The organism is Sphingomonas sp. BK345, assembly GCF_014193845.1.
Taxonomy (GTDB): domain Bacteria; phylum Pseudomonadota; class Alphaproteobacteria; order Sphingomonadales; family Sphingomonadaceae; genus Sphingomonas.
The window spans coordinates 104,020-130,671 of the sequence record NZ_JACHZX010000008.1; the positions used below are offsets into that span (position 1 = coordinate 104,020).

At 67.0% G+C, this 26,652-nt stretch carries 34 protein-coding genes, 3 tRNA genes and 1 pseudogene; 17 read left to right on the forward strand and 21 right to left on the reverse strand.

Translation table 11 applies throughout. The annotated features are described in order from the left end of the window. Nucleotides 1–3: 3 nt before the first annotated feature. The 4 genes from FHY03_RS19010 to FHY03_RS19025 all read right to left on the reverse strand — a co-directional run bounded on the left by FHY03_RS19010 (nucleotide 4) and on the right by FHY03_RS19025 (nucleotide 1,211). A complete protein-coding gene (locus tag FHY03_RS19010; RefSeq protein ID WP_183932064.1) occupies nucleotides 4–276 on the reverse strand; it encodes a hypothetical protein in 273 nt (90 codons plus the stop codon). A gap of 93 nt (nucleotides 277–369) precedes the next feature. After that, on the reverse strand, nucleotides 370–534 hold the full coding sequence (locus FHY03_RS19015; protein WP_183932065.1) for a hypothetical protein: 165 nt from the start codon (nucleotides 532–534) through the stop codon (nucleotides 370–372). Between the two features lie 195 nt (nucleotides 535–729). Next, nucleotides 730–805: transfer RNA gene (locus FHY03_RS19020), tRNA-Ala, on the reverse strand. Nucleotides 806–890: 85 nt separating this feature from the next. Beyond that, nucleotides 891–1,211 (reverse strand): TIGR02300 family protein, encoded by a 321-nt coding sequence (locus FHY03_RS19025; protein ID WP_183920184.1) that lies wholly within the window; start codon nucleotides 1,209–1,211, stop codon nucleotides 891–893. A 100-nt stretch (nucleotides 1,212–1,311) separates the two neighbouring features. Here FHY03_RS19025 and aroA point away from each other — a divergent pair, with 100 nt between their 5' ends. The 7 genes from aroA to FHY03_RS19060 all read left to right on the forward strand — a co-directional run bounded on the left by aroA (nucleotide 1,312) and on the right by FHY03_RS19060 (nucleotide 7,859). Then, a complete protein-coding gene (gene aroA, locus FHY03_RS19030) occupies nucleotides 1,312–2,655 on the forward strand; it encodes a 3-phosphoshikimate 1-carboxyvinyltransferase (RefSeq protein WP_183932066.1) in 1,344 nt (447 codons plus the stop codon). After that, nucleotides 2,652–3,302: a (d)CMP kinase gene (cmk, locus tag FHY03_RS19035; protein WP_183920181.1), complete on the forward strand. Its 651-nt coding sequence runs from the start codon at nucleotides 2,652–2,654 to the stop codon at nucleotides 3,300–3,302. The genes aroA and cmk overlap by 4 nt, the downstream gene beginning before the upstream one ends. Before the next feature lie 336 nt (nucleotides 3,303–3,638). Beyond that, nucleotides 3,639–5,345, forward strand: coding sequence for a 30S ribosomal protein S1 (gene rpsA, locus FHY03_RS19040; RefSeq protein WP_183932067.1), 1,707 nt, complete (start codon nucleotides 3,639–3,641; stop codon nucleotides 5,343–5,345). 208 nt (nucleotides 5,346–5,553) lie between these two features. Continuing rightward, entirely contained in the window at nucleotides 5,554–5,838 is a 285-nt protein-coding gene (locus FHY03_RS19045) for an integration host factor subunit beta (protein ID WP_183920177.1), read from the forward strand. Nucleotides 5,839–5,887: 49 nt separating this feature from the next. Then, nucleotides 5,888–5,971 (forward strand) — tRNA-Leu (locus tag FHY03_RS19050). Nucleotides 5,972–6,045: 74 nt separating this feature from the next. Continuing rightward, nucleotides 6,046–7,431: an ABC transporter substrate-binding protein gene (locus tag FHY03_RS19055; RefSeq protein WP_311722369.1), complete on the forward strand. Its 1,386-nt coding sequence runs from the start codon at nucleotides 6,046–6,048 to the stop codon at nucleotides 7,429–7,431. A 5-nt stretch (nucleotides 7,432–7,436) separates the two neighbouring features. Next, complete coding sequence (locus tag FHY03_RS19060) at nucleotides 7,437–7,859, forward strand: DUF4112 domain-containing protein (RefSeq protein ID WP_183932068.1); 423 nt, start codon at nucleotides 7,437–7,439, stop codon at nucleotides 7,857–7,859. Between the two features lie 3 nt (nucleotides 7,860–7,862). Here the strand turns inward: FHY03_RS19060 and FHY03_RS19065 are convergent, their stop codons facing one another. After that, nucleotides 7,863–8,978, reverse strand: coding sequence for an anhydro-N-acetylmuramic acid kinase (locus FHY03_RS19065; protein WP_260159449.1), 1,116 nt, complete (start codon nucleotides 8,976–8,978; stop codon nucleotides 7,863–7,865). A 73-nt stretch (nucleotides 8,979–9,051) separates the two neighbouring features. Here FHY03_RS19065 and rimO point away from each other — a divergent pair, with 73 nt between their 5' ends. Together rimO and FHY03_RS19075 are read left to right on the forward strand one after the other, a co-directional pair. Further along, entirely contained in the window at nucleotides 9,052–10,389 is a 1,338-nt protein-coding gene (gene rimO, locus FHY03_RS19070) for a 30S ribosomal protein S12 methylthiotransferase RimO (RefSeq protein WP_183932069.1), read from the forward strand. Nucleotides 10,390–10,441: 52 nt separating this feature from the next. Then, a tRNA-Met gene (locus FHY03_RS19075) sits at nucleotides 10,442–10,518 on the forward strand. Nucleotides 10,519–10,683: 165 nt separating this feature from the next. On the opposite strand, the gene FHY03_RS19080 is transcribed toward FHY03_RS19075, so the two are convergent. Together FHY03_RS19080 and FHY03_RS19085 are read right to left on the reverse strand one after the other, a co-directional pair. After that, a complete protein-coding gene (locus tag FHY03_RS19080; RefSeq protein ID WP_183932070.1) occupies nucleotides 10,684–10,908 on the reverse strand; it encodes a hypothetical protein in 225 nt (74 codons plus the stop codon). Continuing rightward, nucleotides 10,905–11,243: a hypothetical protein gene (locus tag FHY03_RS19085; protein WP_183932071.1), complete on the reverse strand. Its 339-nt coding sequence runs from the start codon at nucleotides 11,241–11,243 to the stop codon at nucleotides 10,905–10,907. The genes FHY03_RS19080 and FHY03_RS19085 overlap by 4 nt, the downstream gene beginning before the upstream one ends. Nucleotides 11,244–11,332: 89 nt before the next feature. Between FHY03_RS19085 and FHY03_RS19090 the strand changes: the two genes are divergently transcribed. The 3 genes from FHY03_RS19090 to FHY03_RS19100 all read left to right on the forward strand — a co-directional run bounded on the left by FHY03_RS19090 (nucleotide 11,333) and on the right by FHY03_RS19100 (nucleotide 12,595). Then, nucleotides 11,333–11,524: a ribbon-helix-helix protein, CopG family gene (locus tag FHY03_RS19090; protein ID WP_260159450.1), complete on the forward strand. Its 192-nt coding sequence runs from the start codon at nucleotides 11,333–11,335 to the stop codon at nucleotides 11,522–11,524. Further along, entirely contained in the window at nucleotides 11,521–12,228 is a 708-nt protein-coding gene (locus FHY03_RS19095; protein WP_183932072.1) for a hypothetical protein, read from the forward strand. Before FHY03_RS19090 ends, FHY03_RS19095 begins: the two co-directional genes overlap by 4 nt. A gap of 85 nt (nucleotides 12,229–12,313) precedes the next feature. Beyond that, nucleotides 12,314–12,595 carry a hypothetical protein gene (locus tag FHY03_RS19100; protein WP_183932073.1) on the forward strand — a complete coding sequence of 94 codons (282 nt, stop codon included), beginning with the start codon at nucleotides 12,314–12,316 and terminating at the stop codon, nucleotides 12,593–12,595. An 87-nt stretch (nucleotides 12,596–12,682) separates the two neighbouring features. Here the strand turns inward: FHY03_RS19100 and FHY03_RS19105 are convergent, their stop codons facing one another. From FHY03_RS19105 to FHY03_RS19150, 10 genes and pseudogenes are all read right to left on the reverse strand, one after another. Continuing rightward, the gene (locus tag FHY03_RS19105; protein WP_183932074.1) at nucleotides 12,683–12,874 is read right to left on the reverse strand and encodes a hypothetical protein; all 192 of its coding nucleotides are present in this window, start codon (nucleotides 12,872–12,874) and stop codon (nucleotides 12,683–12,685) included. A gap of 749 nt (nucleotides 12,875–13,623) precedes the next feature. After that, nucleotides 13,624–14,283, reverse strand: a complete 660-nt coding sequence (locus FHY03_RS19110; RefSeq protein WP_183932075.1) for a hypothetical protein — start codon at nucleotides 14,281–14,283, stop codon at nucleotides 13,624–13,626. Between the two features lie 156 nt (nucleotides 14,284–14,439). Continuing rightward, nucleotides 14,440–14,562 (reverse strand): annotated as a pseudogene (locus tag FHY03_RS21450) (PEPxxWA-CTERM sorting domain-containing protein); the annotation flags it as partial. Nucleotides 14,563–15,078: 516 nt separating this feature from the next. Next, on the reverse strand, nucleotides 15,079–18,999 hold the full coding sequence (locus tag FHY03_RS19120; protein WP_183932076.1) for a hypothetical protein: 3,921 nt from the start codon (nucleotides 18,997–18,999) through the stop codon (nucleotides 15,079–15,081). A gap of 96 nt (nucleotides 19,000–19,095) precedes the next feature. Further along, nucleotides 19,096–19,497 (reverse strand): HNH endonuclease signature motif containing protein, encoded by a 402-nt coding sequence (locus tag FHY03_RS21385; RefSeq protein WP_311722377.1) that lies wholly within the window; start codon nucleotides 19,495–19,497, stop codon nucleotides 19,096–19,098. After that, on the reverse strand, nucleotides 19,451–19,663 hold the full coding sequence (locus FHY03_RS19130) for a hypothetical protein (protein WP_183932078.1): 213 nt from the start codon (nucleotides 19,661–19,663) through the stop codon (nucleotides 19,451–19,453). The genes FHY03_RS21385 and FHY03_RS19130 overlap by 47 nt, the downstream gene beginning before the upstream one ends. Then, nucleotides 19,650–20,114, reverse strand: coding sequence for a hypothetical protein (locus FHY03_RS20800; RefSeq protein WP_221190346.1), 465 nt, complete (start codon nucleotides 20,112–20,114; stop codon nucleotides 19,650–19,652). The genes FHY03_RS19130 and FHY03_RS20800 overlap by 14 nt, the downstream gene beginning before the upstream one ends. A 26-nt stretch (nucleotides 20,115–20,140) precedes the next feature. Next, the gene (locus FHY03_RS19140) at nucleotides 20,141–20,965 is read right to left on the reverse strand and encodes an HK97 family phage prohead protease (protein WP_311722379.1); all 825 of its coding nucleotides are present in this window, start codon (nucleotides 20,963–20,965) and stop codon (nucleotides 20,141–20,143) included. Beyond that, on the reverse strand, nucleotides 20,955–21,263 hold the full coding sequence (locus FHY03_RS20805; RefSeq protein ID WP_221190347.1) for a hypothetical protein: 309 nt from the start codon (nucleotides 21,261–21,263) through the stop codon (nucleotides 20,955–20,957). The genes FHY03_RS19140 and FHY03_RS20805 overlap by 11 nt, the downstream gene beginning before the upstream one ends. Before the next feature lie 14 nt (nucleotides 21,264–21,277). Then, nucleotides 21,278–21,457, reverse strand: a complete 180-nt coding sequence (locus FHY03_RS19150) for a hypothetical protein (RefSeq protein WP_183932079.1) — start codon at nucleotides 21,455–21,457, stop codon at nucleotides 21,278–21,280. A gap of 291 nt (nucleotides 21,458–21,748) precedes the next feature. Between FHY03_RS19150 and FHY03_RS21235 the strand changes: the two genes are divergently transcribed. Together FHY03_RS21235 and FHY03_RS21240 are read left to right on the forward strand one after the other, a co-directional pair. Next, the gene (locus FHY03_RS21235) at nucleotides 21,749–21,883 is read left to right on the forward strand and encodes a hypothetical protein (protein WP_260159453.1); all 135 of its coding nucleotides are present in this window, start codon (nucleotides 21,749–21,751) and stop codon (nucleotides 21,881–21,883) included. Nucleotides 21,884–21,948: 65 nt separating this feature from the next. Then, nucleotides 21,949–22,077, forward strand: a complete 129-nt coding sequence (locus tag FHY03_RS21240; protein WP_260159455.1) for a hypothetical protein — start codon at nucleotides 21,949–21,951, stop codon at nucleotides 22,075–22,077. A gap of 213 nt (nucleotides 22,078–22,290) precedes the next feature. Here FHY03_RS21240 and FHY03_RS19155 read toward each other — a convergent pair whose 3' ends face one another. The 4 genes from FHY03_RS19155 to FHY03_RS19170 all read right to left on the reverse strand — a co-directional run bounded on the left by FHY03_RS19155 (nucleotide 22,291) and on the right by FHY03_RS19170 (nucleotide 24,589). Then, nucleotides 22,291–23,754, reverse strand: coding sequence for an AAA family ATPase (locus tag FHY03_RS19155; protein ID WP_183932080.1), 1,464 nt, complete (start codon nucleotides 23,752–23,754; stop codon nucleotides 22,291–22,293). Beyond that, nucleotides 23,754–24,011 (reverse strand): hypothetical protein, encoded by a 258-nt coding sequence (locus FHY03_RS19160; RefSeq protein ID WP_183932081.1) that lies wholly within the window; start codon nucleotides 24,009–24,011, stop codon nucleotides 23,754–23,756. The genes FHY03_RS19155 and FHY03_RS19160 overlap by 1 nt, the downstream gene beginning before the upstream one ends. Next, nucleotides 24,004–24,210 carry a hypothetical protein gene (locus tag FHY03_RS19165; protein ID WP_183932082.1) on the reverse strand — a complete coding sequence of 69 codons (207 nt, stop codon included), beginning with the start codon at nucleotides 24,208–24,210 and terminating at the stop codon, nucleotides 24,004–24,006. Before FHY03_RS19165 ends, FHY03_RS19160 begins: the two co-directional genes overlap by 8 nt. A 202-nt stretch (nucleotides 24,211–24,412) precedes the next feature. Further along, nucleotides 24,413–24,589 (reverse strand): helix-turn-helix domain-containing protein, encoded by a 177-nt coding sequence (locus tag FHY03_RS19170; protein ID WP_183932083.1) that lies wholly within the window; start codon nucleotides 24,587–24,589, stop codon nucleotides 24,413–24,415. 102 nt (nucleotides 24,590–24,691) lie between these two features. Between FHY03_RS19170 and FHY03_RS19175 the strand changes: the two genes are divergently transcribed. From FHY03_RS19175 to FHY03_RS19185, 3 genes are all read left to right on the forward strand, one after another. Continuing rightward, entirely contained in the window at nucleotides 24,692–25,267 is a 576-nt protein-coding gene (locus FHY03_RS19175) for a hypothetical protein (protein WP_183932084.1), read from the forward strand. A 139-nt stretch (nucleotides 25,268–25,406) separates the two neighbouring features. After that, on the forward strand, nucleotides 25,407–26,408 hold the full coding sequence (locus tag FHY03_RS19180; RefSeq protein WP_311722385.1) for a tyrosine-type recombinase/integrase: 1,002 nt from the start codon (nucleotides 25,407–25,409) through the stop codon (nucleotides 26,406–26,408). Next, complete coding sequence (locus FHY03_RS19185) at nucleotides 26,408–26,635, forward strand: hypothetical protein (protein WP_183932086.1); 228 nt, start codon at nucleotides 26,408–26,410, stop codon at nucleotides 26,633–26,635. The genes FHY03_RS19180 and FHY03_RS19185 overlap by 1 nt, the downstream gene beginning before the upstream one ends. The last annotated feature ends 17 nt before the right edge of the window (nucleotides 26,636–26,652 follow it).

Consider the following 26,652-nt stretch of genomic DNA (forward strand, 5'->3'; position numbering starts at 1 on the left):
CTGTCAGATGCTCGAACGGGTCGGCGCCGCCCCGCGCGACCGGGGCGAGCGCTGGCTCGTGGAGGCGATCGTCGCACGATCGATCCCACCCGCGTCGCGCCCTTCGCAGCGACGTGGCTTGGCAGTGGCGAAGCGGGCGGGATCGCGGCCGCCGCGGCGATACGCTGCCGCGGTCGTGCCGAGCGGGTGACGCGAGCGACCGGCCGACCGGAGCACCGCGACGACCGCGCCGAGCGGCGCCGGAACAGCAGCGATCCGATCAACGAGGTGGCGCACGAACAACCCTCCGGGCCGGACACGACATGCATCCGGATCGGGAGCTAAACCTATCGCAGATTAGGCCGTTCCTGGTAACTTTGCGCTTAAGGACTAGTCCTGTTGTACCAGGCGTTCGCCGTTCGCACGCGCGCGGTACAGGTCGGCGAAGCGCTGGTGCAGCACGCGCGCGGCATCGTCGCTGGCGCGCGCGGCGCGGATCAGATGCTCCTCGGAGCCGCGCAGGAGATACGCCCGGTCGATCTTCTTGGCCGCCATGCTCGCCTCGTTCCTCGATCGCGGCCGTTCAGGCCGGAACACCGACCTAGGCGGCGCGCGGAGACGAGAAAATGAGCGTGAAGTACCAGCCGACTAGTAGGCCGGACTGGTAGCACGCGAAGGTCGCGGCGGCGCGAAGATCAGCGCTGGGGGGTACGACCCGGCAGCATCGGCGCGGGCGGCGGGACGAGGGAATGGTGGAGCCGAGGGGGATCGAACCCCTGACCTTCGCAATGCCATTGCGACGCTCTCCCAGCTGAGCTACGGCCCCATTCCGTCCCGGGAGGCAGCCCCCTAGCCGGGGGCCGCTGGCTTGGCAAGCGGCCTGAGCCGCCTGCCTCGCATTTTTTTCGGTCTTAGTTGTTCTCGTCTTCGTCGCTGCTGGTCTCGACGCCGAGATCGTCGTCGCCGCCGAGGTCGACCTCGTCGTCGGCCGAGGGCTCCTCGTCCTCGTTGGTGTCCAGATCCTCGTCGTCACCGGCGAGATCGCGATCGGGCTCCTGCTTGTCGGGCTTGGCCTGCTCGAACGGCAGCGGCTGCTTGGACTTGAGGATCGGTTCGGGCTCCCACGCGTGCCCGCAGTTGATGCAGGTGACGGGGTCGTCCTTCTCGAGGTCGTAGAAACGCGTCGCGCATTTCGGGCACGTACGCTTCGTGCCCCATTCCGGCTTGATCATGCCGTGCAAAGCCTTTCGGATGGGTGGATCGACGATGGGTGGCCGCCGAAGTGGGGCGCGCCTTGCCATAGCACAAGCCGGCTGGCAAGCACCGCGCACCATGGCGCATTCCCCTCACACCTCCCCTTCCCCACGCGTGATCCGCGCGCCGGCCCGACTGAGCGGCCGCATCCGTGTTCCCGGCGACAAGTCGATCAGCCACCGCTCGCTGATGCTCTCGGCCCTGGCGGTCGGCGAGAGCCGGATCGAAGGCCTGCTGGAGGGCGAGGACGTGCTCGCCACCGCCGCGGCGATGCGCGCGATGGGAGCGACGATCGCGCGCGGCGACGACGCGGTGTGGCGCGTTCAGGGGGTGGGCGTCGGCGGGCTGCTCCAGCCCGCGCAGGCGCTCGACATGGGCAATTCGGGCACCTCGACGCGGCTGCTGATGGGGCTGGTGGCGAGCCACGCGGTCAGCGCGACGTTCGTGGGCGACGCCTCGCTCTCGGGCCGGCCGATGGGACGCGTGATCACGCCGCTCGCGCAGATGGGCGCCGACATCACCGCGGCGCCCGGCGGCCGGCTGCCGCTGACGGTGCGCGGCCTCGTCCCGGCGGTGCCGATCGTCTATGAGCTGCCGGTCGCCTCCGCGCAGGTGAAGTCGGCGGTGCTGCTCGCCGCGCTCAACACGCCGGGCATCACGCGCGTGATCGAGCCGGTGCCGACACGCGACCACAGCGAGCGCATGCTCGCGGGGTTCGGTGCGCGCCTCACCGTCGAGCAGGGACCGCGCGGCCGGGTGATCGCGCTCGAGGGCGAGACCGAGCTGCGGGCGCAGTCGATCACGGTGCCGGGCGACCCCTCGTCCGCGGCGTTCTGGATGGTCGCCGCCTCGGTCGTCCCCGACAGCGATGTCGTGATCGAGAACGTCGGCCTCAACCCGACCCGCGCCGGGCTCGTCACCGCGCTCCGCATGATGGGCGCCGACATCGCGGAGCTGGAGCCCCGCACGGTGGGCGGCGAGCCCGTCGCCGACCTGCGCGTGCGCCACGCCGCGCTGCGCGGGATCGAGGTGCCCCCCGATCTCGCGCCGTCGATGATCGACGAGTATCCGGTGCTGTTCGTCGCCGCCGCCTTCGCCGCCGGCGCGACCGTCGCGCGTGGTGCGGAGGAGCTGCGCGTCAAGGAGAGCGACCGGATCGCCGCGATGCGCGTCGCGCTCGAGGCCAATGGCGTCACCACCGTCGAGCACGAGGATGGGCTCACCGTACACGGCAACGGCGGCGAGAAGATCGCGGGAGGCGCCACCGTGGCGACCCAGCTCGACCACCGCATCGCGATGAGCATGACGGTCGCCGGCCTGTACGCGCGCGACTCGATCACGCTCGACGACGCGAGCCCGGTCGCCACGAGCTATCCCGCCTTCTATCAGCAACTCGCAGAGCTTTCCGGAGAGACGGCGTGATCATCGCGGTGGACGGGCCGGCGGCCTCGGGCAAGGGCACGATCGCGCGCGCGCTGGCCCGTCATTATCATGTCCCCCACCTCGACACCGGCCTGTTGTACCGGGCGGTGGCGCTCACCGTCATGCGGCTCGAACTCGACCCGTCGATCGAGGCCGACGCGGTCGCAGCCTGCGGCTTCGACGAGGATCTGCTCGCCGACGCGGCATTGCGCGACGACGCGACCGGGCAGATCGCCTCGATCGTCTCGGCGCATCCGCTGGTCCGCGCGGCGCTGCTCCAGCGGCAGAAACGGTTCGCGCACCAGCCCGGCGGCGCGGTGCTCGACGGGCGCGACATCGGGACGGTGATCGCCCCCGACGCCGACGCCAAGCTGTTCATCCGCGCGACCCCTACGATCCGGGCGCAGCGCCGCCATGCCGAGCTGCGCGCGCGCGGCGACGACACCAGCTACGACCAGGTGCTCGCCGACATCCGCTCGCGCGACGACCGCGACAGCTCGCGCGCCACCGCCCCCCTGGTGCCCGCGATCGACGCGGCGCAGCTCGATACCAGCTTCCTGTCGATCGAGGCCGCGGTGGCCAAGGCGATCGCGTTGGTCGAGGGGCGGCTGGCGCGCGCCGCCGCGGTGGCCGCGCCGCCGGCGTGAGGGTGGTGCCCGGTGCGCGGGCAGCGCGGTAACATGGGTCGCCCCACTTCTCCGCCGTGCCAGCGATCGGGCGGTGGCAGCACCCCGGCTGCCTCTGCGGCTCCGGCTTGTCCGTCCTCGCCTTATCCGCTATATGGCAATGGTCCGGTGGGCTGGGGCTCGCGGAGGCATGGCGCGACAGGCAGGTCCTCTCGCGCCTTTTCGCTTATGGGCGGCGTCTCCTCGCACCTCGTGCCGACACGGATGTCGCGCGCGGCATGCGGCCGCCGCGACGGTGATGGCCAAGACCAGCGGACCCAACCGCTTGGCCGGAAACACGACTAGGACGAAGCATTTATGGCCTCTACGGCAACTCCCTCGCGCGACGAATTCGCGGCGCTGCTCGATGACATGTTCGGCGGTGCCGACAGCTTCGAGGGCCGCGTGGTGCTCGGCACCGTGACCGGCATCGAGAACGACCTGGCGGTGATCGACGTCGGTCTGAAGAGCGAGGGCCGCGTGCCGCTGCGCGAGTTCGCGCCGGCGCCGGGACAGAAGGCCGAGCTCAAGGTCGGCGACGAGGTCGAGGTCTATGTCGACCGCGTCGAGAACATGCACGGCGAGGCGATGCTCAGCCGCGACCGCGCGCGCCGCGAGGCCGCCTGGGACAAGCTCGAGCTCGAGTTCAGCAAGACCGCGCGCGTCGAGGGCGTGATCTTCGGCCGCGTCAAGGGCGGCTTCACCGTCGACCTCAACGGCGCGGTGGCGTTCCTCCCCGGCTCGCAGGTCGACATCCGCCCGGTGCGTGACGTCACGCCGCTGATGGACATTCCGCAGCCGTTCCAGATCCTCAAGATGGACCGCAAGCGCGGCAACATCGTGGTGTCGCGTCGCGCGGTGCTGGAAGAGACCCGCGCCGAGCAGCGATCGGGCCTGATCCAGTCGCTCCACGAGGGCCAGATCATCGACGGCGTGGTGAAGAACATCACCGACTACGGCGCCTTCGTCGACCTGGGCGGGATCGACGGCCTGCTGCACGTCACCGACCTCAGCTACAAGCGCGTCGGCCATCCGAGCGAGATGATCAACATCGGCGACACCGTGAAGGTGCAGATCATCCGCATCAACAAGGACACGCAGCGCATCTCGCTGGGCATGAAGCAGCTCGAGAGCGATCCGTGGGACGGCGCGTCGTCCAAGTACCCGGTCGGCGCCAAGCTGTCGGGCCGCGTCACGAACATCACCGAATACGGTGCATTCGTCGAGCTCGAGGCGGGCATCGAGGGCCTCGTCCATGTGTCCGAGATGTCGTGGACCAAGAAGAACGTCCACCCCGGCAAGATCGTGTCGACCTCGCAGGAGGTGGACGTGGTGGTGCTCGAGGTCGACGAGGACAAGCGCCGCATCTCGCTGGGCCTGAAGCAGGCGCAGAACAACCCGTGGGAGGCGTTCGCCGCCGCGCACCCGATCGGCTCGACCGTCGAGGGCGAGGTCAAGAACGCGACGGAGTTCGGTCTCTTCATCGGTCTGGACAACGACGTCGACGGCATGGTCCACATGTCCGACATCGCCTGGGGCGTGTCGGGTGAGGATGCGCTCAACCTGCACCGCAAAGGCGAGACCGTCCAGGCGGTGGTGCTCGACATCGATCCCGAGAAGGAGCGCATCTCGCTCGGCATGAAGCAGCTCGAGCGCGGCGGCCCCGTCGCGGCGGGCGCGGGCGATCGCTTGGGCAAGAACCAGGTCGTCACCGTCACCGTGCTCGAAGTGCGTGACGCCGGTCTCGAGGTGCAGCAGGGCGATGACGGCGCGACCGGCTTCATCAAGCGCACCGACCTCGGCCGCGATCGCGACGAGCAGCGTCCGGAGCGTTTCCAGGTCGGGCAGAAGTTCGACGCGATGGTCACCGGCTTCGACCGTTCGAAGAAGCCCACCTTCTCGATCAAGGCGATGCAGATCTCCGAGGAGAAGCAGGCGGTGGCGCAGTACGGCTCGTCCGACTCGGGCGCGTCGCTGGGCGACATCCTGGGCGAGGCGCTCAAGGCACGCGACACCAAGAAGTAAGCTATTCGACGCCGCGAGGTGACGAGCGAGGGGATCGGCCGCGAGGCCGGTCCCCTTTCTTGTTCGAGCCTCTTCCGGCCCGATGGTAGCGCTCAACCGTACAACACTGACCCATATTGCTGAAAAGCGACCAGATCGGTGCTATCGCGCGGGGAAGCTTATCTGTATCAACCCGGCTCGCTTAGTATACGCCGGAAGTGGACGCAGGATGATACGCTCGGAGTTGGTGCAGCAGTTGGCCGCCGGTAATCCGGAGCTGGCGCAGCGCGACGTGGAGGCGATCGTGGCCACCTTCTTCGACGAGATCACCGCGCGGCTGGCCAGCAACGGCCGCGTGGAGCTGCGCGGCTTTGGGGCCTTCTCCACGCGCGCGCGCGACGCGCGCGTCGGGCGCAATCCCCGCACCGGCGAGACGGTCGAGGTCGACGCCAAGCGCGTGCCCTTCTTCAAGCCCGGCAAGGAGATGCGCGTTCGCCTCAACGTCAGCGAGTGACGCGCCGGGTTGACGCGGTCCGTCGCAACCGCTTCGTGGGCGACGATGGGCGGACGTGGCGGAATCGGTAGACGCTGGGGACTTAAAATCCTCTGCCATCGGCGTGCGGGTTCGAGTCCCGCCGTCCGCACCATCCTCGGGCGAGCGACCGCGGCGGCGCTCCTGTTCACCACCGCCAGCTGCGGGCGGCGCGCCGACGTCGGACCGGTGGTCGTCAGCGTAATCGGCGGCGCGGCGCAACTTCCCGGCCGGGGCCGAGCGCGACTGAGCGAGCCCGAACGGTTGCTCACCGACTCGCTCGCCGAGGGCCTCGTCCGGCTCGACGCTTCGGGTCAGGTCGAGCCGGGAGTGGCCGAGCGCTGGATCGTCACCGACGAGGGCCGCAGCTACATCTTTCGCCTGCGCGACGCGCATTGGGCGGATGGCGCACCGGTGCGCGCGGCGCAGGTGGTGGCGCTGCTGCGGCGCGAGATCAACGCGCGCTCGGGCAACCGGCTCGCGCCCTATCTCACGGCGGTCTCGTCCATCGTCGAGATGACCCCCGAGGTGATCGAGGTCGAGCTGACGCGACCGCGCCCTGACCTGCTGAAACTATTTGCCCAGCCGGAGCTCGCGCTGGTGCGCGATCGCCCGCGCCCGCCCGGCGGTGCGGGGCCGTTCCGACAGCGCGCCGAGCGCGCCGGGGGGCTGCTGCTCACGCCCGCGCTCGATCCCGAGCGCGAACCGGAGGAACCCGGCCCCGCGCCGGAGGACGACGTGCTGTTGCGCGGCGAGCGCGCCGCCAGCGCGATCCTGCGCTTCGTCGAACGCCAGTCGGACCTCGTCGCCGGCGGCACGATCGCCGACTGGCCGCTGCTGCGCGCCGCCAATCCAGCCCCGATCAACGTCAAACTGGATCCGGCGGCCGGACTGTTCGGCCTGGCGGTGGTCCGGCGCGACGGCTTCCTCGCCGACGCCGCCAACCGCGGCGCGGTCGCGATGGCGTTCGACCGCGGCGATCTCGTGGCGAGCGTGTCGAGCGACTGGGCAGCGCGCGAGACCGTTCTGCCCGAACAGCTCGACTCCGCCGCGCCTCCCGCCAACCCGGGCTGGAGCACGGTCCTCCCCGAGCAGCGCCAGGCCGCCGCCCGCGCGCGCGTGAGCGCGTGGCGGCTCGCCGACGGCGCGGCGCCGACGCTGCGGCTCGCGCTGCCCGGCGGCGCGGGCGGGACGTTGCTGTGGGCGCGGATGGCGCGGGACCTGTACGCGATCGGCGTGAGGCCAGTCCGCGTCGCCGCCGACGCGGCCGACGCCGACCTGCGCCTGGTCGACGAGGTCGCGCCCTATGACAGCGCGCGCTGGTATCTGGCCGAGGCCTGTGTCGCCTGCGCGGACCCGGCGCGCGAGGCGATCGAGGCGGCGCGGCGCGCGGACACGCTCGACGCGCGCGCTCGCGCCAGTGCCAATGCCGATCGGCTGCTGACCGACGACGTCGCCTTCATCCCGCTGGCGCGACCGTTGCGCTGGTCGCTGGTAGCGCTGCGGCTGCGCCAATGGCAGTCCAACGCGCGTGCCTGGCACCCGTTGAACCGGCTGCGCGCCGACACCAATTGAGTCGCATGAACGCTCGCCCCAGGCTGCTGACCGCGCCGCTGCTCGACTCGCTGCCGACCGGCAGCGACCCCGCATCCGTGCGCCGTCGGGTCGAGGCGGTGGAGCAGCTGCTCGAGGGGTTGTTCGTGATCCCGGGCATCAACCGTCGTGTCGGGCTCGACGCCATCATCGGGCTGGTGCCGGTGGCGGGCGATCTGGTCACCGCGGCGATGGGCATGTGGATCGTGTGGGAGGCGCGCAATCTCGGTATGGGCCGCGCCGCGCTGATGGGTATGACGGCGCGGATCGGCTTCGACACCTTGCTCGGCGCGGTTCCGCTGATCGGCGACGCGGCCGACCTGATGTATCGCTCGAACACGCGAAACGTGAAGCGGATCAAGCGCTATCTCGACAGGCACCACCCCGCGACGGTGACCGTCACACGCTGAGCCTCAGCGCGCACGGGGCCGGAACACGGTACCGCCGCACAGCGGACGCGGCGCACCGGTGGTGCCGGGAAAGCTGATTGGCAGGCCGCGCAACGTCCGTACCGCCATGAAGGCGAAGCCCTCCGCCTCGAGCGAGTCGCCGTTCCATCCGAGCACGTCGACCGGCTCGACCGGCAGGCCGGTCTGCTCGGCGATCATCCGCATCAGGGTCGGATTGAGCCGCCCGCCGCCGCCGACCAGCAGCCGCCGCGGCGCGCGCGGCAGCAGCCGCAGCGCCACCGCGACACTCGCCGCGGTGAAGGCGGTCAGCGTCGCCGCGCCGTCGGCCAAGCCCAGGCCGCGCGCCGGTTGTATCGTGAAGTCGCTGCGGTCGAGCGACTTGGGATAAGCCGCGTCGAAGAAGGGGTGATCGAGCATCGCGCCGAGCACGCTCTCGTCGACCCGACCCGCCGCCGCGGTGGCGCCGTCGCGGTCGAAGCGCTCGCCCGCCTCCTGCTCCATCCAGCTGTCGATCAAGCCGTTGGCGGGGCCGGTGTCGAAGGCGGCGAGCGGGGCGCCGTCCGCCACCAGGGTGATATTCGCGACGCCGCCGAGGTTGAGCACCGCCACCGGCTCGTCGAACGCGGCGGCGCGCGCGGCGTGATAGACCGGCAGCAGCGGCGCCCCCTGCCCGCCCGCGGCGACGTCGGCGGAGCGGAAGTCGGCGACCGTGGCGATGCCGGTGACGTCGGCGAGCGTCTGACCGTCACCGATCTGCCAGGTCCAGCCGCGGTCGGGGCGATGCGCCACGGTCTGGCCGTGGAAGCCGATGACGTCGACCTCGCCCGCCGTCACCCCGGCGTCGCGCAATAACTTCTGCACCGCCAATGTGTGGGTGCGCGTGATCAGCTCGGCGGCGGCGACGATCGGCGGGCTCGCGCGCGGACGCTGGAAGCCGAGCGCGAGCTGGGTCGCCTCGGCGAGCTGCGCGCGCGCCTGATCCGAATAGGGCTCACCGCGAAACGCCACCAGCCGCGCCGCGCGCTCGCCGTCGGTCTCGACCAGCGCCGCATCGATGCCGTCGAGCGAGGTGCCCGACATCAGCCCGATCGCCAGCATCGCGTCTGTCTCCCGCCCCATCATCGCGCGGTCCTAACGCTACGTCAGCAGTGCTGGCAAATCGGGCCGTCGCGCATTATGTGCGCGGCGTCTCATGGCAACTCTACTCCCCTCCCCGCCGCGCGTCGGCATGGTCTCGCTCGGCTGCCCGAAGAATCTGGTCGATTCCGAGCGCATCCTGACTCAGCTGCGCGCCGACGGCTATCAGATGTCGCCCGACTATGCTGGCGCCGACGTCGTGCTGGTCAACACCTGCGGCTTTCTCGACTCGGCCAAGGAGGAGAGCCTCGAGGCGATCGGCGAGGCGATCGCCGAGAACGGGCGCGTGATCGTCACCGGCTGCATGGGCAAGGAAGCCGAGGCGATCCGCCAGCGCTTCCCCGACGTGCTCGCGATCACCGGCGCGCATGAGTATGAGCAGGTGGTCGAGGCGGTCCACGCCGCCGCGCCCGCCGCGATCAGCCCGTATGTCGATCTGATCCCCGACGCCGGGCTCAAGCTGACCCCGCGCCATTACAGCTATCTGAAGATCTCGGAGGGCTGCAATCACCGCTGCTCCTTCTGCATCATCCCGTCGCTGCGCGGCGACCTGGTCAGCCGTCGCCCCGACGCGATCCTTCGCGAGGCGGAGAAGCTGGTCGCGGCGGGGACGCGGGAACTGTTGGTGATCAGTCAGGACACGTCCGCCTACGGAATCGACATTCGCGATCAGCCGCGGCGCTGGAAGGACCGCGAGGTGCGGCCGCACATGACCGACCTCGCGCGCGAGCTCGGCCGGATCGCGCCCTGGGTGCGGCTCCACTATGTCTACCCCTATCCGCACGTCGACCAGGTAATCCCGCTGATGGCGGAGGGGCTGGTGCTGCCCTATCTCGACATCCCCTTCCAGCACGCCGCGCCCGCGGTGCTGCGGCGCATGAAGCGGCCCGCCAACGACGCCAAGGTGCTCGGCCGCATTCGCGCGTGGCGCGAGATCTGCCCCGACATCGCGATCCGCTCGACCTTCGTGGTCGGCTTCCCGGGCGAGACCGAGGCCGATTTCCAGTATCTGCTCGACTGGCTCGACGAGGCGCAGCTTGACCGCGTCGGCGCCTTCCGCTTCGAGCCCGTCGCGGGCGCGTCGGCGAACGACCTGCCCGACCCGGTTCCCGAGACGGTCAAGGAGGAGCGCTACGCCCGCATCATGCAGAAGACCGCGGCGATCTCGGCGGCCAAGCTCGCCGCCAAGGTCGGGCGCACGCTGGAGGTGATCGTCGACGCGGTGGACCCGGCGGGCGGCGGCGCCACGGCGCGCTCGCAGGCGGATGCACCCGAGATCGACGGCGAGGTACAGCTGCGCGATGCCGGTCATCTCGCGCCCGGCGACATCGTCCGCGTCGCGATCGAGGACGCCGACGAGCATGATCTTTACGGCGTGCCGGTTGCCGCTTGACGGCACCGCGCGCCCTGCTAAGAGGCGCCCTCGCTTCGGCGAATGCCCTTGGGGCGGAGTAGCTCAGCTGGTTAGAGCAGCGGAATCATAATCCGCGTGTCGGGGGTTCAAGTCCCTCCTCCGCTACCATCCAAAAAGCGCAGAAATCAGCCACTTTCGGGCTCTTAGAGCCTCTTTTTTTTGCTGCTTTCTCCCCTGCCCGCTTTATCGGCGTTTTCCGCAGATTTCCGTCGATTCCGGTGCGCTGCCGGCGCCTCCATGCAACACGAATGCGACATGGAGGCGCAGCTTGCTTCAGGCGTGCCCGATGCCGCCACACACCGTGACGCCGTGCTCCATGAGAGCCCGCACCTCCATCTGCACGAGGACGTACCGCATGCGGACCGTCTCGGCATCGATGCCCGGCTCCTTCACCCGCTGCACAAAGCGGGCGTAGCGCTCCAGGTGCTCGTCGATCTCATCGAACCACGTGTTCTCGTCGACATTGCCTCGGGCGAGAACGCTGGTTGCGCGGATCATGCGACCTTCTCCGCGTTCATCGCGGCGTGCTCGGCATCGAGCGACACCTGCTTCATCAGCTCGGCCTGGGTCACTGCAAGATCGAGCAAGGTGGAGAAGGTCGTCCATTCCTGGAAAGCGCCAATTCCTTGCACCCCCATCGTGCGATCGAGCAGCTTGGCGAAGTCGCGGATCTTGTCAGCCGTGATCTCGCACAGCGTGATGACGTACTCGGCGGTAATCTGGAGATGCGCCACACGATCCATCGTGCTGCGCTCGATGGCCAGCATAGGGACAGCGGCGCCGGTCTTAGCTACGCCTTCAGCATTTGAGGTGATAGGGGCTCGGTCAGCCATGGTCGATCCTTCCGCGATCGGTTGTGGTTAGAGCCGGCGCGAGGGTCCTAAGCCTTGCGCTGGCTCGTCCTTTTAGATATCCGTTAACTATGGCGGACGCAATACCCGATATCCAAAAGAAGCGCGGGCGCCCTGCGGTCGGCTCGACGGGCGTGCTGGTGAAGCTGCCACCCGAGGATCTCGAGCTGCTCGACGCCTGGATCGCCGCTCAAGAGCCGATGAGCCGACCCGAGGCGATGCGGAGGATCCTCAAGCTGGTGGCGATGCGAGCGCCGCAGTGAGCGATTGGGAGAAGCTTCGAAAGAAGACCCGCAAGGATTGGGGGTCTTGGCAAACCTGGGCGTTGGTAGGCCTGCTGCTTCTGAACGCCATCAGCTACTATGGCGGCCTTCGACAAGGCATTAGCCAGATGCAGGCAGATCTGCAGGCAGCCAGGGCCGCATTCCAAGAGCAGCAGAGGGCGCAGAATTATCTGTTAGCTTATCGTAACATCAATAATCGTGTTGGCGTAGATAAGGAAAGCGGCAAGGAATTCTTTCAGCTTCTTCCGATCATTCATAATCCAAACGATGTTACGCTGTACGCTCGTGTTGTCAAATCTGAGTCTAGTCTTGGTGGAGTTAGAGGTGAGCCTTTCGAAGGTGTTATAGACACCGTCACGATTTATCCAGGGCTCGACACTAACCTTTTCGATGCTGTCATATACCGTAGTTTACCTAAAACAGGACAACTGCATGGTCGTGTAGATGCAGTCATTCGTTACGGGACATCAAAGGACAATTTAAATAGAGTTCTTAGGATAAAAGGAGCAATCGGAGTAGAGCTCGCCGGCCAGCGGGAACGGCTATTTTTCTGGGCTCCAGACGATGACTCCGCAAAGCCCATAGGGATGAAAAACGCAAAAGTTGATTATGTACCAGGCGAAGAGACCCCATTTGAAGCTCTCAGTAATCAACTGACGAAAGAGATGTACTCCAAACCGTAGCTATAGCCGCCGCGCGCTCGTCAATCGCCCTTGCGATGTTGGAACAAGCCGGGAACAAGCGATCACACGAGTCGCGGAGGTTCCAGTGCGCCAGGTCAGTCGAGACGAGCTCATCTACAAGGTGGCGGCAGCGCTGCGGACCGCGTCGCCGGCTCTGGTGCGCGGGCTGTCGGTCGGTGGTCAGGAGGCGGTCACCCGCAACCGGGTGATGCTCGCCACGATAATCGTCGATCGCACGATGCGCGAGTTTGAGATCCTATCCGATCAGCCGCTGCCGATGATGGGGGAGGCGACCTACTCGCGGCCGCTCGCGAACATGATGGGTGAGGCTACGGTGCCGCTGGCGTATGACGAAACGCAATCTTAACTGACATGGGTTAGAGAAGCAGCGTCAGAGCTGAACCGCTGACAGGCTGCGCCGGCGGACCTCACGAAAGATGCCGGCGCAGCCCCTTCATCCAAGGTCCTTCGCGGCCCTGTGCTCGATCAGCCCGGCGTAGAAGGCGCGCTGGTCGTTCTCTCGAGCGATGGTCAACAGGTTCGCAGCGTCCCGTTCATTGCCGACCTCGGCGGCGAGGCGCCGGCATCGAGCTGCTTGCTCGCGAAACGCAGTCGATGACATCTGCGGCGGTCCGAACATGCTCATGCAAGGAGGCTGACAGGTATTAACCATTCCTCATAGCCGGCAACGCCTTTATCTATGTGCATTATGGCGAAACACCCGCTACGTGGCAGCAGGCCGAGCGCGGCGGGGAGGCGACGAGGACGTCTGTGTGCCGGCGACCCGCCGCGCACTGCGCGCTCAGCCCGGCTCGCCGGCTTTTAGCCCGGGCAGCGATCCCCAGGGCTCATCGCGGACGGCTTACAACCGGTGATCCGGCTGACTTGCCGACGGACGTACGCGACCTGCTCTCGCGTCAACTCACCGCCGTTCTGCGCCTGCATGGCCTGCACCTCAGCACGAAGCTTGTCCGCGGACGCGAGCTTCTGTCGCGCCATGGTCGGAGTGAATGCGGCACCGCCTCGTTCGTAGCCGTTCGAACTCGACGGAGGGATGTAAGGCCCGTCCAAGCTGCCGCCGGGCGTGTAGTATTGAGCTGACGCGGGAACGGCCGTAGCGGCGGCCAGAGCGGCGATAAGCAGACGGCGCATGTGCGATCCTCTCTTCTCGGCTGTTGGCGGCAGGTAGCGCCACATCATGTCAGAGAGTCAACCGCTTAGCGGTCGGTGTGATCCGATCCGGATGAGTTCGGCAATGCTACCTGTTCGCGGCCGCTTACCAACATAATGGAGGGAGCGGTGCCGCTGGCGTACGACGAGCCGAGCCGACGCTGGTCGGCGCCGGGCACCCAGTGTGGCCGGAGTTCCGGTGACGCAGGCGACCGGTGAACCGATTTAGAAATCGATTACGGCACCAGTTCCCTGTATGCTCGAGCGGGTTTCAGCTGACATGGCATTTACCGCGGCGTTTGAAGCATCTGTAAAGTTGCGCCACTTTGCTGCCAAATGAGAGCACTTCTTGAGAAGCTCCGATCTCTTGATAAGAAGCTCCTCTTTACCAATCGGAGGACTTGCAGTAGCTCCGAAACAGCCGAATGCTTCTACGGCATCTGATCCGGCATGAGCAATCTTTTCGTCGGTGTCCGAAGACCATAAGCCGCGCGATCCATTTATCTGACCTACATAGGTACGGAGCGCGGCGATATTGACCTGTGTCACAGACGCCACCTTTCTAGCGTCAAGTAAAGACAATGACGATATCACAGATGGTTCTTCGAGATCGATACCCACTTGTCCGGTAGCAGCACTCGAAGATTGAAAAGCGCTATCTAATTGAGCGTAGGCCTCGTTGTACCTTCGCAAAGCCTCGACCCTGACCTGAACAATGAGGGTCTCCCGCGCCAACTTGATCTGCTCACGGGCGATCGCCGCCTGTTGATCTGAAGTGCGCCAGCCGAAGAAAGCGACTCCAAGAGCCGCAACGCTAACGAATACCGAGAAGACGGTTGCCGCGGCGGATACCTTGTCAGTCCATTTCGGTGGGTCGGCTTTCACGCAGCAAGCGATACATCACACCTGTTGACAAGAACAGCCCGCGTAGGCCCTTTCAGCGGATGTACTTGGCGTTGGTTTCAGCGTCGCTAATTACCCCTGCAATAGATAAATGCCGCCGGATCGCTCCAGCGGCATCTACCATCACCCGTCCTGCTCTCAGACGAAGCGCAGCACCGTCTTCCGGCGCATGGCATAGCCGATCACGCCGAAGCCGAGGATCATCATCGCCCAGGTGCCGGGCTCCGGAACGGCGCCCTGCCCAGCCGTCACCGCAACGTTCAAGGTCGTCGGCATGCTGGATGAACCATTGTACGAGCCTGCTGCTGCAAACGCTCCGTCGGCGAAGTAGCGATAGGTGATCGATGTGCTGAGCGCTCCCTCGGTCACGACGTTCACCTCATCGCAGGGCGACGAGCCGCCACCGTTCGGACAGGAGGACAGGAACCTGATCCGCGCGATCGACGACGTGGCGTCCTTCAAGAGGCTGCGATCGACCCAGCCATCGGTCACGAAGGCTGGCGCTTCGTAGGTGAACCGGAGGTCGCCACCAGCGAACGGCTCGAAGGTCTGGAAAGAGTAGGTCACGGCCGCGTGAGCCGAGGCCGGCGCCAAAGTGGCGGCCAGGCCAGCGAAAAGCAGTTTGCGCATTCTTCCCCCTGCGCTTGGACGGTAAGCCCCCATGGTTACCGTTCAAGTGACGCAGGTATAACCTAGCTTCCGCGATGGCATACAACTTCAGAGCGCCGCCGCCGTCCTAATCGCTGAAAACTGGCCCGAAACGCGACGGCGCGAAGTTCAGCTGGCCGCCTGCACCACGCTGATCGCGTCCCCGCCGCTCGCCGCGGTCACGTCCTCAAGGTAGCGCGTCAGCCGGCCGGTGTTGCTCGCTGTTGTGGTGAGCACCGCCACCATCTCGCGCCGCATGTCCGCCAGCTCCTGCCGAATTTCGTCGATCGCGTTCAACTGACCGTCGTTGCTCGTCGGCGGCGACGCGGCAGCCTGCGCGCCAGCGGCGGCGAGGAGAGCCGCCGGCGACGTGCCAACGCCCGACAGCGCGCCGATCAGCGCAGCGGTGTCGCTGAGACTGCTGGCCGTCGCCGCGCTCACCCGGTCGAGCTCCTGGCGGCTCGTTGCAGACTCGCCGGCGATCTTGAGCAGCGCCTGCGACAAAGCGGGTAGGCTCTTCGCGGCGTCCTGGTCACCGGCGCGCGCGGCGAGCGTGGCATCGTTGAAGCGCCCCATGACCGCCGCGAAGCCGCCGCTGGTCGCGTCGGTGGTCAGGCCGCGGATGCGATCGACCTCGTCGAGGATCGACTTTCCGACATTGCCCCACGCCTCGCGCAGGTCCTCGGCTGCCTTCACGGCCGCCTGAGCGTCTTCCACAGCCCACACCTGCTGTTGCAGCCCGCGGTTGCTCGCATCCAGTTTGGCGAGGTCGAGCGCGCGGATAGCGGCCGTGTCACCCGCCAGCTCAAGCAGCTTCCGCTCCAGGTCCTCACGCTCGGCGAGCACGTCGGCCGCCGATTTGGCCGAGGCCATCGTCTTCTGGAGATCGGCGAACGCGGGGGCGAGCTGCAGCAAGGTCGCGTAGGTTGAGCGCCCCGCGGCGGTTGCCAGATCCTGCGCTTCTACGAGCTGCCGGAACGCGGCGATGCTTGCCGGGGTCGACACGCCAAGGCTGAGGAACACGCTGTTCAGCTGCGACAGTTTGGCCGCGTTCTGCTCGGCCGGCGTGTAGTAGGCGGCGAAGAACGCGTCGGCGGCGTTCACCAGGTCACCCACGCTGTCGAACTGGTCCGCCAGCGCCACCTTTGCGTCGAGGCTGAGCGCGCGGGCGCCGAGCCCCAGCTGGTTGAGCGAGCCGGTGACGGCCTCCACCGTCGAGGCCACGCGCACGAGCGTCTGATAGGCGCCCTCGCCGACCTGCTGGAAGCGGGAGAGGCCGGGGAATGCCGCCTCTGCCATCCGATCCGCCGCCGCGCCGAACACGTTCTCCAGCTTCGCCTGGATCTCCTCACCGCTCAGCCCGGTGAGGTCGATCTTGCCGAGGTTCACGACGAAGCCGTTCAGTCGCTGCTGGATGGCGTCGGTCGACTGTCCTAACGGCCCCGCGGCCGAGGCGATCGCGTCGTTGAAGCCGCGGAGGATCATCGTGAACTGGCTTTCGAGCGCCGGGTCGATCGCGCCGTACTTGGTCGACGTCGAGCGCCCGACGGTGATCCCCAGGAACTTCTTCACTTTCTCCGTGTCCGCGTAGGTCGACGCATCGAAGCCGCCGCCGAGGATCGAGCCGAGCGATTGCGCGCCGGCGTAGAGGCCCGAGCCGGTGATAGAGGTCTTGGACCCGAACAGCGAGGCGAGCGCGCCGCCGAAGATCGGCACCACCGCCTTGAGCACCGACCCGATCGCGTTGGTCGAGAAGCCGGTGCTGATCCCCTTGGTCGCGTCGAGGTCGCCTCCGCGGACGATCTGCGTCGCCACGCCGCCGATCTGGCTGTCGATCGACCGCAGCGCTGCCAGCTGCTCGCGCGCATAGACGCTGGTCGTCACGTTCACCTCGCGCAGGCTGTCGAGCGAGCGCTTGATGCTCTCAGACTGTGCCGTGCTGTTGCCGAACACGGTGCCGGTGCCAGTGTTGGTCGGCGCCGGCGCGCCGCTACCGCGCCCGCTGAAGCCGAGGCCAGCCATCACGCCCAGCATGGCCGCGACCGCGGGGAACGCCGCCGGGCCCAGGCTGGCGAACATGCGCGCGGCGCCGCCGGCCACGTCGATCCCGGTCTTCACCAGCTGCACGGCCATCAGCGCGCGCTCGGCGGCTTCCATCGCCGCATAGCCGCGGCTGTTCTCCGAGAAGAGGCCCTTGGCAGCGTTGGTCGCTGCGATCGTGCTGTTGAGCCGCAGCTTGGCGCTCTCGCTCATCAGCTGCTCGCGGGTGAGGCCCATGCGGTCGAGGCGGTCCTGCTGTGCGCCATAGTCGCCGAGCACGTCCACCGCGCGCCCGATCGAGCGCCCGACCCCATCGAAGGCGCCCGACAGCGAGCCGGCAGCGTCCCGCGCGTCGCGCGCGATCACGTCGAACGGGTTGAGCGTGGTGCCGAGCAGCTTGTCGAGCCCGGTCACCTCGAACTTCACCTGCGTGAGCGCCGGCACATCGTCGACCGCCAGCTTGATCTCGTCCACCTTCTCCGCGACCTTCGCGGCGGCTTCGCGCGCGGCCTTGAAGCCCCACGCGTCCGCCGTCTCCTGGTCGATTTTGCCGGCGCGCTGAAGCTTCGCGATGTCCGCGAGGTCCTTGCTGTACCTGCGGCCGGCGCTGGCCACCGTATCGAAGCGACCTTCAAGCGTCTCATAGCTCGATTGCAGCTCCTTCGCGGCCGCGGCTATGTCGCGGAGCTCCTTGGCGTGCTCCCGGCGCGCCGCGGCGCCGGCGGCGCGGTCGGCCTTGGCGCTGTCGCTGATCGTCTTCTGCGCCGCTTGGAGCGCGCGGTCTTCCGCGATGAGCGCGCTCTGATAGTCGCGGCTGCTCAGCTTGCCCGCCTCATAGCGGACGGTGAGGTCGTGGACGGCGTTGTCGTGGCGCTGCGTCGCCGCGGTCGCCGCGTCGGTCGCGCCCGCCACCTCGCGCCGGATCAGCGCGCCGCGGGCCACCAGGATATTGGTCTGCGACTCCTTCATGGCCTTGTCGTTGGCCGCGATCGCCTTGTTCGTCTCGGCGATCTCCCACGCGTACCGATCGGCGCTGCGCCCGAGGATGCCCGCGCCTGGCACCGTGCCGCCCGGGTTCGCCTCAGTCGCGCGCGCCGCCGCCAGCTTGGCCTGCTGCTCGCGCAGGAGCACGTCGAGCAGGCCGTGCTTGCGGATCGTCAGCTGCCGGGTTGCCTCCGCGGCGTGGAGCTCGGCCTGCATGCCGGCACGAGTGGTGCGATTCAGAACCTCCTGCGCGCCGCTCAGCCGGTCCGTGACCTCCTTGAGCCGGGTCTTCGCCGCGCTATCGGTGTTCGCCGCGTCCGCGCTCTTGAGAAGCGATTCCGCCAGCCCGGCGCCCAGCGTGGTCGCCAGCGTGAGTGCGATGCCCCAGGGGCCGGCGAGGAACCCACCGACCTTGCCGAGCGCGCCGCCGAAACCGTTGAGCGCGCCCGCCGCCTGAGGTGCCTGCATCGCGAAGGCGCGCAGAACGGACGTGCCTCCCACCACCTGGACGGAAAAGTCCTGAAGCTGGAAGCCGAGGTTCTGCATCGAGGCGCGCTGCTGCCCGGTCGCTGCCGTCACGCCCTTGGATCCGCGCTCGAGCTCTTCCATGCGCTGCGTGGCGGCGCGCAGCCGCTCGGCCAGGTCGGTGTTGCCGAAACCAGCGTTCCGCTCGGCTAGCTGCTCGGCGTTGAGGCGCCGCAGCTCCTCGCGCGTCTTCCCGTAGGCGTTGGCCTGCTGCTCGAGCCGCCGCACCAGCGCCTCGCCGGACTTCTCGGCCCGGTTGGTCGCGGTTCGCACCGACTCCATCGCGCGATCGGCCGAGCTGCCGACCAGCCGGAAGCCAGCGACTGCCTGGTCGGCCTTCACCATCTGGCGGGTGGCTTCCTCGATCCGGTTGGCATCGCCGACAACACCGGTCGTCGTCGATTCCATCGCACGGTCGATCTGCCGCAGCGTCTCGACAGCACGCTCGCTGTCGATCTCGAAGCCTACGGAGAGGGTTGGGCTGCCGTCGACGTCAGTCATGGGGCACTCCGGAATTTAATTCGCAGGAAAGTTTAATTCGCACGCGCGAAAAAAGAGGTTCGATATCGGTGTCCGCCGGCCGAACCCTTCGCTCGCTCACCACCCCCCCTGCCTCAGGCGGGCGCTGGCGGCCCGCTCGAGCTTCGACTTGGCGTCGTGGCACTCGCGGCAGAGACCCTGCTTGTTTGATCGGTCGTCTGAGCCACCAGAGCTCAACGGCTTGATGTGGTCGACCACCTCCGTCGCGGTCACTCGCCCCTTATCCAGACAGGTGCGGCACAACGGCTCCTCGGCCTTGATCCTTCCGCGGTCGGCCATGCCAGCGCGGCCGCGTAGGCGAGCGACCGGTCGGGTGGTCGACCAGGCCTTACGCGGCGCGCGAGGCCGCATCATCGGCGGCTTGCTCGGCATGGCTAGGCCTCCGTGACCCGAACGATTTGGTGACCGGCCGTCACAGGTGAGCCTCGGTTGTGCCGCTCGGCAGGTACATGCGCCCATCGCGGACGAAGGCGCCGGCCGCCATGATGCGGCGCACGCCGTCCTCGACCATCGCGCGTCGCTCGTGCGGCTTCAGCTCGTCGAAGCGTGCGTCTGCGAGCAGCGTGCGCATGACGCAGCCGGCGAAGTGAACCGCCGTCGGTTCGAGGGTGCTAGGCAGCGCCACGGGTCAGGTCCTTTCCATCGCGGCCGCGCTTCACGGCCAGGGTCCAGGCCGAGCTTCCTTCGCCCGGCTTCTCCTCGGTGATCTCGTTGCAGTGCCAGAGGCTGCCGCCGAAGGTGACCATGTCGCCGGTGTCGTACACCTCTCCGGGAGTGTGCACGCCTCTGTAGATTACCGCCTTCTGCTTCGAGACCTCGCCCTTTAAGCGCACAATCTCGTCGCTAAGCATACGGACCAAGCTGCCGAGGTGTTCGGCTTGGAGGCTCTGTTGCGCAATGAATTCGTGAATGGTCCAAAGGTCTCGGTTTTGGACTGCTACCGTCTTTGTAGCGGTTTCGCTGGTATAAACCTCATTGCGGAAGGTTAAAATTTCCCGCTTCGCTTCGGCCAGAACGTCTAGGACACGAGCGCTGTCGAAGTCGCGCTCGAGTGCGTTGCAGTACTTCGACCACACAGCTTCCTGCTCTCGCGTTATCCCACTCACAGCTTCACCACCTTTGTCGGCTTGCGGGTGCTGGCCCGCTTCTCTCGGGCGAGCCGCACCAGGGAGTCGGCAACGTCGGCCGCGGTGAGCTTCACAACGGGGTGCGGGATGCCAAGCCGCTTCCTGCGAGCTTCCCGCTCGAGATGCTCGTTCAGGAACTGCATCTGGAGCTTCTCCTTCGCGGTGAGCCTCACCGCGCGGGCGCTCCCCGCGACACCAGCGCGCACCACCCGGCTCGACGGTATCGAACCGCGCCGCTGCGCCGACTTCACCGCCTCGATGATCGCTTCCGCCTGCGCCGGGATGGTGACCGCGCTCAGCTCGAACACCTCGGTTTCGGTGTACCGCACGCCGCCGCCCTCGATGTAGCTGTACTCGATCGGCCGGAAGCCGATGCTCGTCGCTCTCACTAGGCCCATGGTGATCGAGTCCCAGGCCTCGTGCAGCCGATCCTTCAGCGCCGCCGAGGTCGCCTTCGCAGGGTCGGCGATCGTCGCGGTGAAGGGGATACCCGACGCGGTCGGCGTGCCGAACTCGCACGTGCCGATCGGCTTGTCGTGGAAGTGCTGCCACAGGAACGGGAGCGGGTTCACGAACCGAACGCCCATTGGCTCGACGATGTCACCGACGCGGTCGACCGTCGGCGTGGTCGCGATGCCGGTCACGATCCGCTGATCCTTGCGGACGTCCTTGACGGTCAGGATGCTGTAGGCGCGCTTCATGGGTGTTCCTCTGCTGATCAGAGAATGCACCCGGCCAGAGCCACCCGACCAGTGTAGGTTCGGGCGCTTTCGGGCGCTTTCGGGCGGTTCAAGCCGCACTTTTTTCGTCCTCTCCCCAGCCGCAGAGAGCCGATAGCGCGTACTCGATGCGGCCTCCGCGCTTGCGGAACGGGAGTGGGCAATCGAGCCCGCGCCGATTGCGCAGCGTCTGCGGCGAGCGGTTGAGCAGCCGGGCAGCGTCACGCTCGGACACGTGATCGTCCCAGGTCGGCTGGATCCGCATGACGACACACGCCGCTCTCATCAGGGTCAGCTCGTCGCGCGCACCCGGATCGGCTTCGGGCAGCGCCTGGCCGCATGTCGGACAACAGCCGGTCGCAGTTACCACGGTTGCCACCGCCGTTTGATTTCTCACAGCGTGCCCCTCACCGACGGGGGCAGAAACTGGTCGTGCGGGCTGCGCGGCGGCACGTTGCGCGCCAGCGGGTGAACGTACTGAACAGCGGCGATCGCCATGGCGTCACGGCGTGCGGGGTCCGCCTTAGGGTCGCACATCACCCTCAGCATGTAGCCGAGCGGGGTCTGGTTCATCCCTTCCGCCGCCTTCTCCGCTGCGGTTCTGGTGCGCGAGCCGACCGGACGGCCGGCGCCAGCGCGGGCACCTCCTCTAGGCATGGGTCACCTCCAGAGCGGCCGACGAGGCGCCGCCGTTTGATTTCGCGATTTCATCCAGCCGGATTTTTTCTCTGCGTGAGAGCGGGACCGGTCTAGCCGGAAGGCGCCTTCGCGATTTCGAGGACACCCCCCCCCCCGGGGTGGGGTGGATCGATCGACGTCCGCGCCGGTTAGGCTCTCGTCCGCATGCCGCGGTGGAGAACCAGCATGCACCCGATCTTCAGCCGCAAAGCGCCGCGCACCGGTCAGGTCAATCACGTCGCTGGCGCCATCTACCTCGGCTTGATCGCTGCCACCTCGCTGGCAATCGCCGTGGCAAGCGGGTTCGTCGGAACGATCTAACAGCAACCGGCCGTTTACCAGTCGGTCACGGAACCAACCTATGTTGGCCTTCAAGGAGGCACCGCATGGACACGTTCGACGACGATGATTGGACCGATTTCGACGGCGATCCGGTTCTATGTTTCCACTGCGGAGCGCCGGTGAGCGACCCGCGCGAGGGCGTGGAAGCTCAACTCTGCAACACGTGCGAGTGAGCTGAGCGGCGCGAGAGGTCGCCGCACCCGGGGGGGCAGGCAGAACTTCAGCGGCTTGGCGCCCAGGACCGACTTCGAAGGCCACCTTCAGCGCTAACTGGAGATTTTTGTTCGGGGTCTCGGCGCGAGGTGTAGCAGCTGCACCGCTACACCCCTCCATTACATGGAGGGGGTGTAGCATAGCAGCCGCCAGCGCTACGGTGCGACGCATTGCTATGCTACACTCGACGGAGGTGTAGCAGTGGTCGGATCGACCCACTGATCGACAACGAGGAACTTCTTCTCCTGCCGGTTGCGATCGAGTCGTTGCTCGACCTTGAACCGCTTGTTCGCCACCCACTCCTTGAGCAGCGACTTGATGCGCGCCTTGTCGCTCTTGTCGTCGGCATCGAACCCCAAGGTCTCAGCCACTGCCTTCCCGACCCAGTCGGAGGCAGTGTGATGCTCCTTCCATTCGCCAGCCTCGACTGCCTCCTGGACGCGCAACAGGTCGCCCGACGTTATGCCGGCGAATGCGTTAGGAGGCGTCCAGGGCGTCGCGACGCCGACGTTGTCGGACGGGATCGCGGGCTCATCCGCGGTTGCCGGGGCAGCGTTGTCGAGGTCGATCGAGATCAACTTGACCCAGTCGCTCTGATCCGCGGGCGGGGCGCGGTTGCCCTTGTCGTCATAGGTTCGGAAGTATCGCCGACGCGCCTCGCCCTTGATCCCGTAACGATCAGCCTCGGCCTCGCTCATCCGATTGAGCGTGATCACGGACCGGCAGGCGTTGATCAGGGCCACCGCGCCGCGGGCGGACATGGCGGTGACGTCAACCGATCCGAGCTTGCTGGTGTGATGCGTGACCGAGATCGCCGTGGCAGAGTCGGCGGCGATCTTGGCCCAGCGCTTCGCGATGCGGTCGATCATCACGTTGTCGTTCTCCTCGACGCCGTGGGAGGACACGAAGGGATCGATGTTGAGGTAGTCGATCTCGAGATGCGTCAACTCATCGGTGATGGCTCGACACAGTTGCTCGTCGATGCGCGGGCCGTTCTCGGTCTGCTCGGTGATGCACAGCGGCAGCCCGTTCATCGCGTTGTCGATGACGAGGCGGTCGCTCAGATCGGCGCGGTCTATGCCCCAGTGCTTGCATGCGGCTTGGATCATGCGGGCGAGCTCGTCCTGATCGTCCTCCAGGTTCCAGAGCCAGACGCGCAAAGGGCGCCGAACCGTGTGACCGAGCAGCGGGCGGCCGGTTGCCATCGCCAGCGCATCGCCGACCTGCATGGTAGTCTTGCCGATGGCGCCGGGGGCAATGATTCCCGTCAGCAGGCTGCGGGCGTACCGACGGCCGTAGATGAAGTCGCGCGGCCGGATCGTCGTCGGATCGCGCCACTCGTATGGTGTGGAGATGCGGTAGGGCTCACGCTCGAGCCGGCGCGCGTATTCGGGCACCGGCTTGGCGAGCGCCTGCTTGGTCTTCTGGTCGACATACTGCGCCTTCGCCAACGCGGCGCGAACAGCCTCGCCACCCTGCTCGATCGCCATGTCGCAGAAGTCGTAGTTGCGTGGCACCGGCTTGGCTCCGTCGAGCGCGGCCTTCACCGAGCCCGGACCGAACTCGACGAAGTCGTCGCTTGCGTCCCTGTTCTGCGGCTCGGCGCCGTCGCGCGGGTCGCGCGGCTCGTACCCCATCACCAGCTCCTGCCGGCTTGGAAGCTGCGGATGCGATCACCCAGGCGCCGAATACCGATAGGCAGCCCTACGGAGCGATGTGCGGCGACGGCTGTCTTCTGCGCGGCGAGGTAGCTCATCGGCCTGGCTAGGGCGCGGTGGAGTCGCTCTTCGGCCGCGTCATGCGTGTGCACCGCGACGATCCAGCGGTCCTCGCCGAGCTGCTCCAGGATCAGCGCGCGCCGGGGCGCCCTCGGCAATGCCTTGAGCTCACCCATGATACACCTGTAAGTCGAGGCGATCGGCGAGCCGGATGGCTGCCTCACGCGCGCCTTTGTCGTCGGCAAAGGCCATCTGCTCGGCGTCGATCTTGCCAGCGATCAGGAAGCCCGCCCCGACAGCCCAGCCGAGGCCGGCCGGCAGCATCAGCACGGCACGGATCGTGGAGCGATCGGGGATCTCGGGGAGGCAGCTCATGCCGCACCTCGCGCGATCCTAGCGACGTTGTTGAGCCGCCGGCTGAGCTCGCACGCGCATGCCACGGCTAGGTTCGTCGGCTCGATTGCTCCGCTGAACGGGTTCGCGTAGAGAGGGGTGAACCGAGCGCCGGGAAGCCTCTGGTTACCCGCCCTCGCACCGGTTGCCGCCGGTGCGGGGGCTTTCTTATGCGCCGCTTTCATTACGCGGCCTGCGACGAGAACGCGGCCTCGAGCTCGGTCTTTCGGAAATAGAGGCGCCGGCCTTTGCGGATCACGGGCAGGTGCCCGCCTTCAGCCAGATGATAGATCACGCGGGGCTTGACCCCGATGAAGGCTGCGGCCGCGTTGGCACCGTCGAGCAGGTCTTCGCTAAGCATATCGGCTTCTCCATGGAGGACGAGGGCTTGTCCTGCTCTTCCTAGACTCCGCGAAAAGGATGTGCAAGAGGATGAAGACGAACCCTGATCCTGAGGTGCCGAATGCCGTTCGCCTTCCGCCACATCGAAGCGACCTTCGCTGAGCTACACAGGGTCAAAGACGAGAAGCGGGTGGCTTTGCGAGCGCGGCTAAAGCATCTCCAGCGGCTTAAATTCCCCGATGGCGTGAACACCGGTACCGGGAAGGCGGCCGCTTACACGGCGCCGCAGATGCTGCTGATCGGGCTGACGTTCGAGCTCTTGCAGCTCGGTATTCGACCTGAGCCGATCGTATCGGTGCTGAGGGAGAACGAGCGCGAGGTCGCGACTGCCGCCGGCATCGCCGCTGATCGGTACGGGTCGGACGAGCCCTACTTGATGTGGCTCACGCCATACGGCCTCAGCGACCTGATGACCGACGAGGAAGATCAGGCTTACACGACGGTCGACACGGGCGAGCCCGGCACGCTGGCTGAACTGATGACGTCGGCTGACGTGCTCTGGTCGCGCCTGGCAGTCGTCAACGTGATGTCGGTTGTGAAGGGCGTGGCGCAGATCCTCGAGCGCCAGGATGGTGGATTGGCAGCCGAGTTTCTGACTGGTCTGCGGGAGTGGTCGAACAATGCCAGCAATTCGTAAGCGCGTCTGGACAACGCCGGCGGGCGAGCAGAAAGTCGCTTGGCTAGTCGACTATCGTGACAGCGCCGGTAAGCGCCGCGCGAAGCAGTTCGCCCGCAAGCGCGATGCCGAGGCGTGGAGCACGCAGGCGGCGTGGGAGGTGAGCAAGGGCGTCCATACCGCGGACAGCCAGAGCATCACCGTCGCGCAGGCCGCCGACCTGTGGATCCAGGCGGCCGAGGCGAAGGATCGCGAGCGCTCGACGATCAAGCAGTACAAGGAATGGGCCGAGCTTCACATCAAGCCGCTGATCGGCAGCAAGCGTCTGTCTCAGCTGTCCATGCCGGCGGTCGAGAGGTTCAAGGACGCGCTCCTACAAACGCGATCGCCGGCGATGGCTGGCAAGGTGGTGCGCGGGCTGTCGAGCATCATCACCGAGGCGCAGCGGCGCGGCCTGGTTGCTCAGAACGTGGCCAAGGGCGTGAAGGTCATCCGCTCGCGGCGCGATCGTGGCAAGGTTACGATCCCGAGCCGTGAGGACGTCCGCGCGCTGCTCGCAATCGCGGCAGCCGACGAGAAGCTCCCTGCCCTCTACCCCATGCTGCTCACCGTCGCGCTCGCCGGCTTGCGCTCATCCGAGCTGCGCGGGCTGCGGAAGGACAGCGTCGACCTGAAGCGCGGCGAGATCCACATCACGCAGCGCGCCGACCAGTGGGGCGTAATCGGGTCGCCGAAGTCTGAAGCTGGGTCGCGCACCATCCCGATCCCGCCGGTGCTTGTCGCCGAGCTGCGCAAGTGGATGCTGCGCGCGCCGCGGTCCGACCTCGGGCTGCTGTTCCCGAACAGCGACGGCGGCGTGCGGCTGCACTCGAACCTGCTCAACCGAGAGTATTGGCCGGCGCAGGTCAAAGCCGGGCTGGTGCGCCCTGCCGCGGCTGCTGGCGATGAAGAGCCTCGGGCGCGCGCGCGGTACGACTTCCACGCTCTGCGGCACTATGCCGCGAGCGCCTGGATCAAGCAGCGCGTTGACCTCAAGCGCTTGACCACTTGGCTGGGGCACTCGAGCGTGCAGATCACGCTCGACACCTACGGCCACCTGATCCGCGACGACCTCGGCGACGCTGCGATCGCAGCGGCAACAGCACAGGAGCTTCTAGCGTAATGACAACCGCTTCATGGGTCATCGTCGAGGAAGAAGGCCATTTCTGTGTGGAGAGCGCGAGTTCGCAGACCAATCCAAAACCCGCGCTGTTGACCATCTTCAACGGCCAGCTGCCGCATGGATGGAGCTTCGCCAGGCCGAAAGGAGGGCGAATGAAGATCCGGTTCCGGCAGAGAAGCGAGGCGGAGCACTACGTCAACAAGGACGGTCCTCTTTTCATCCTCTAGGCGCCTGCAACACAGAT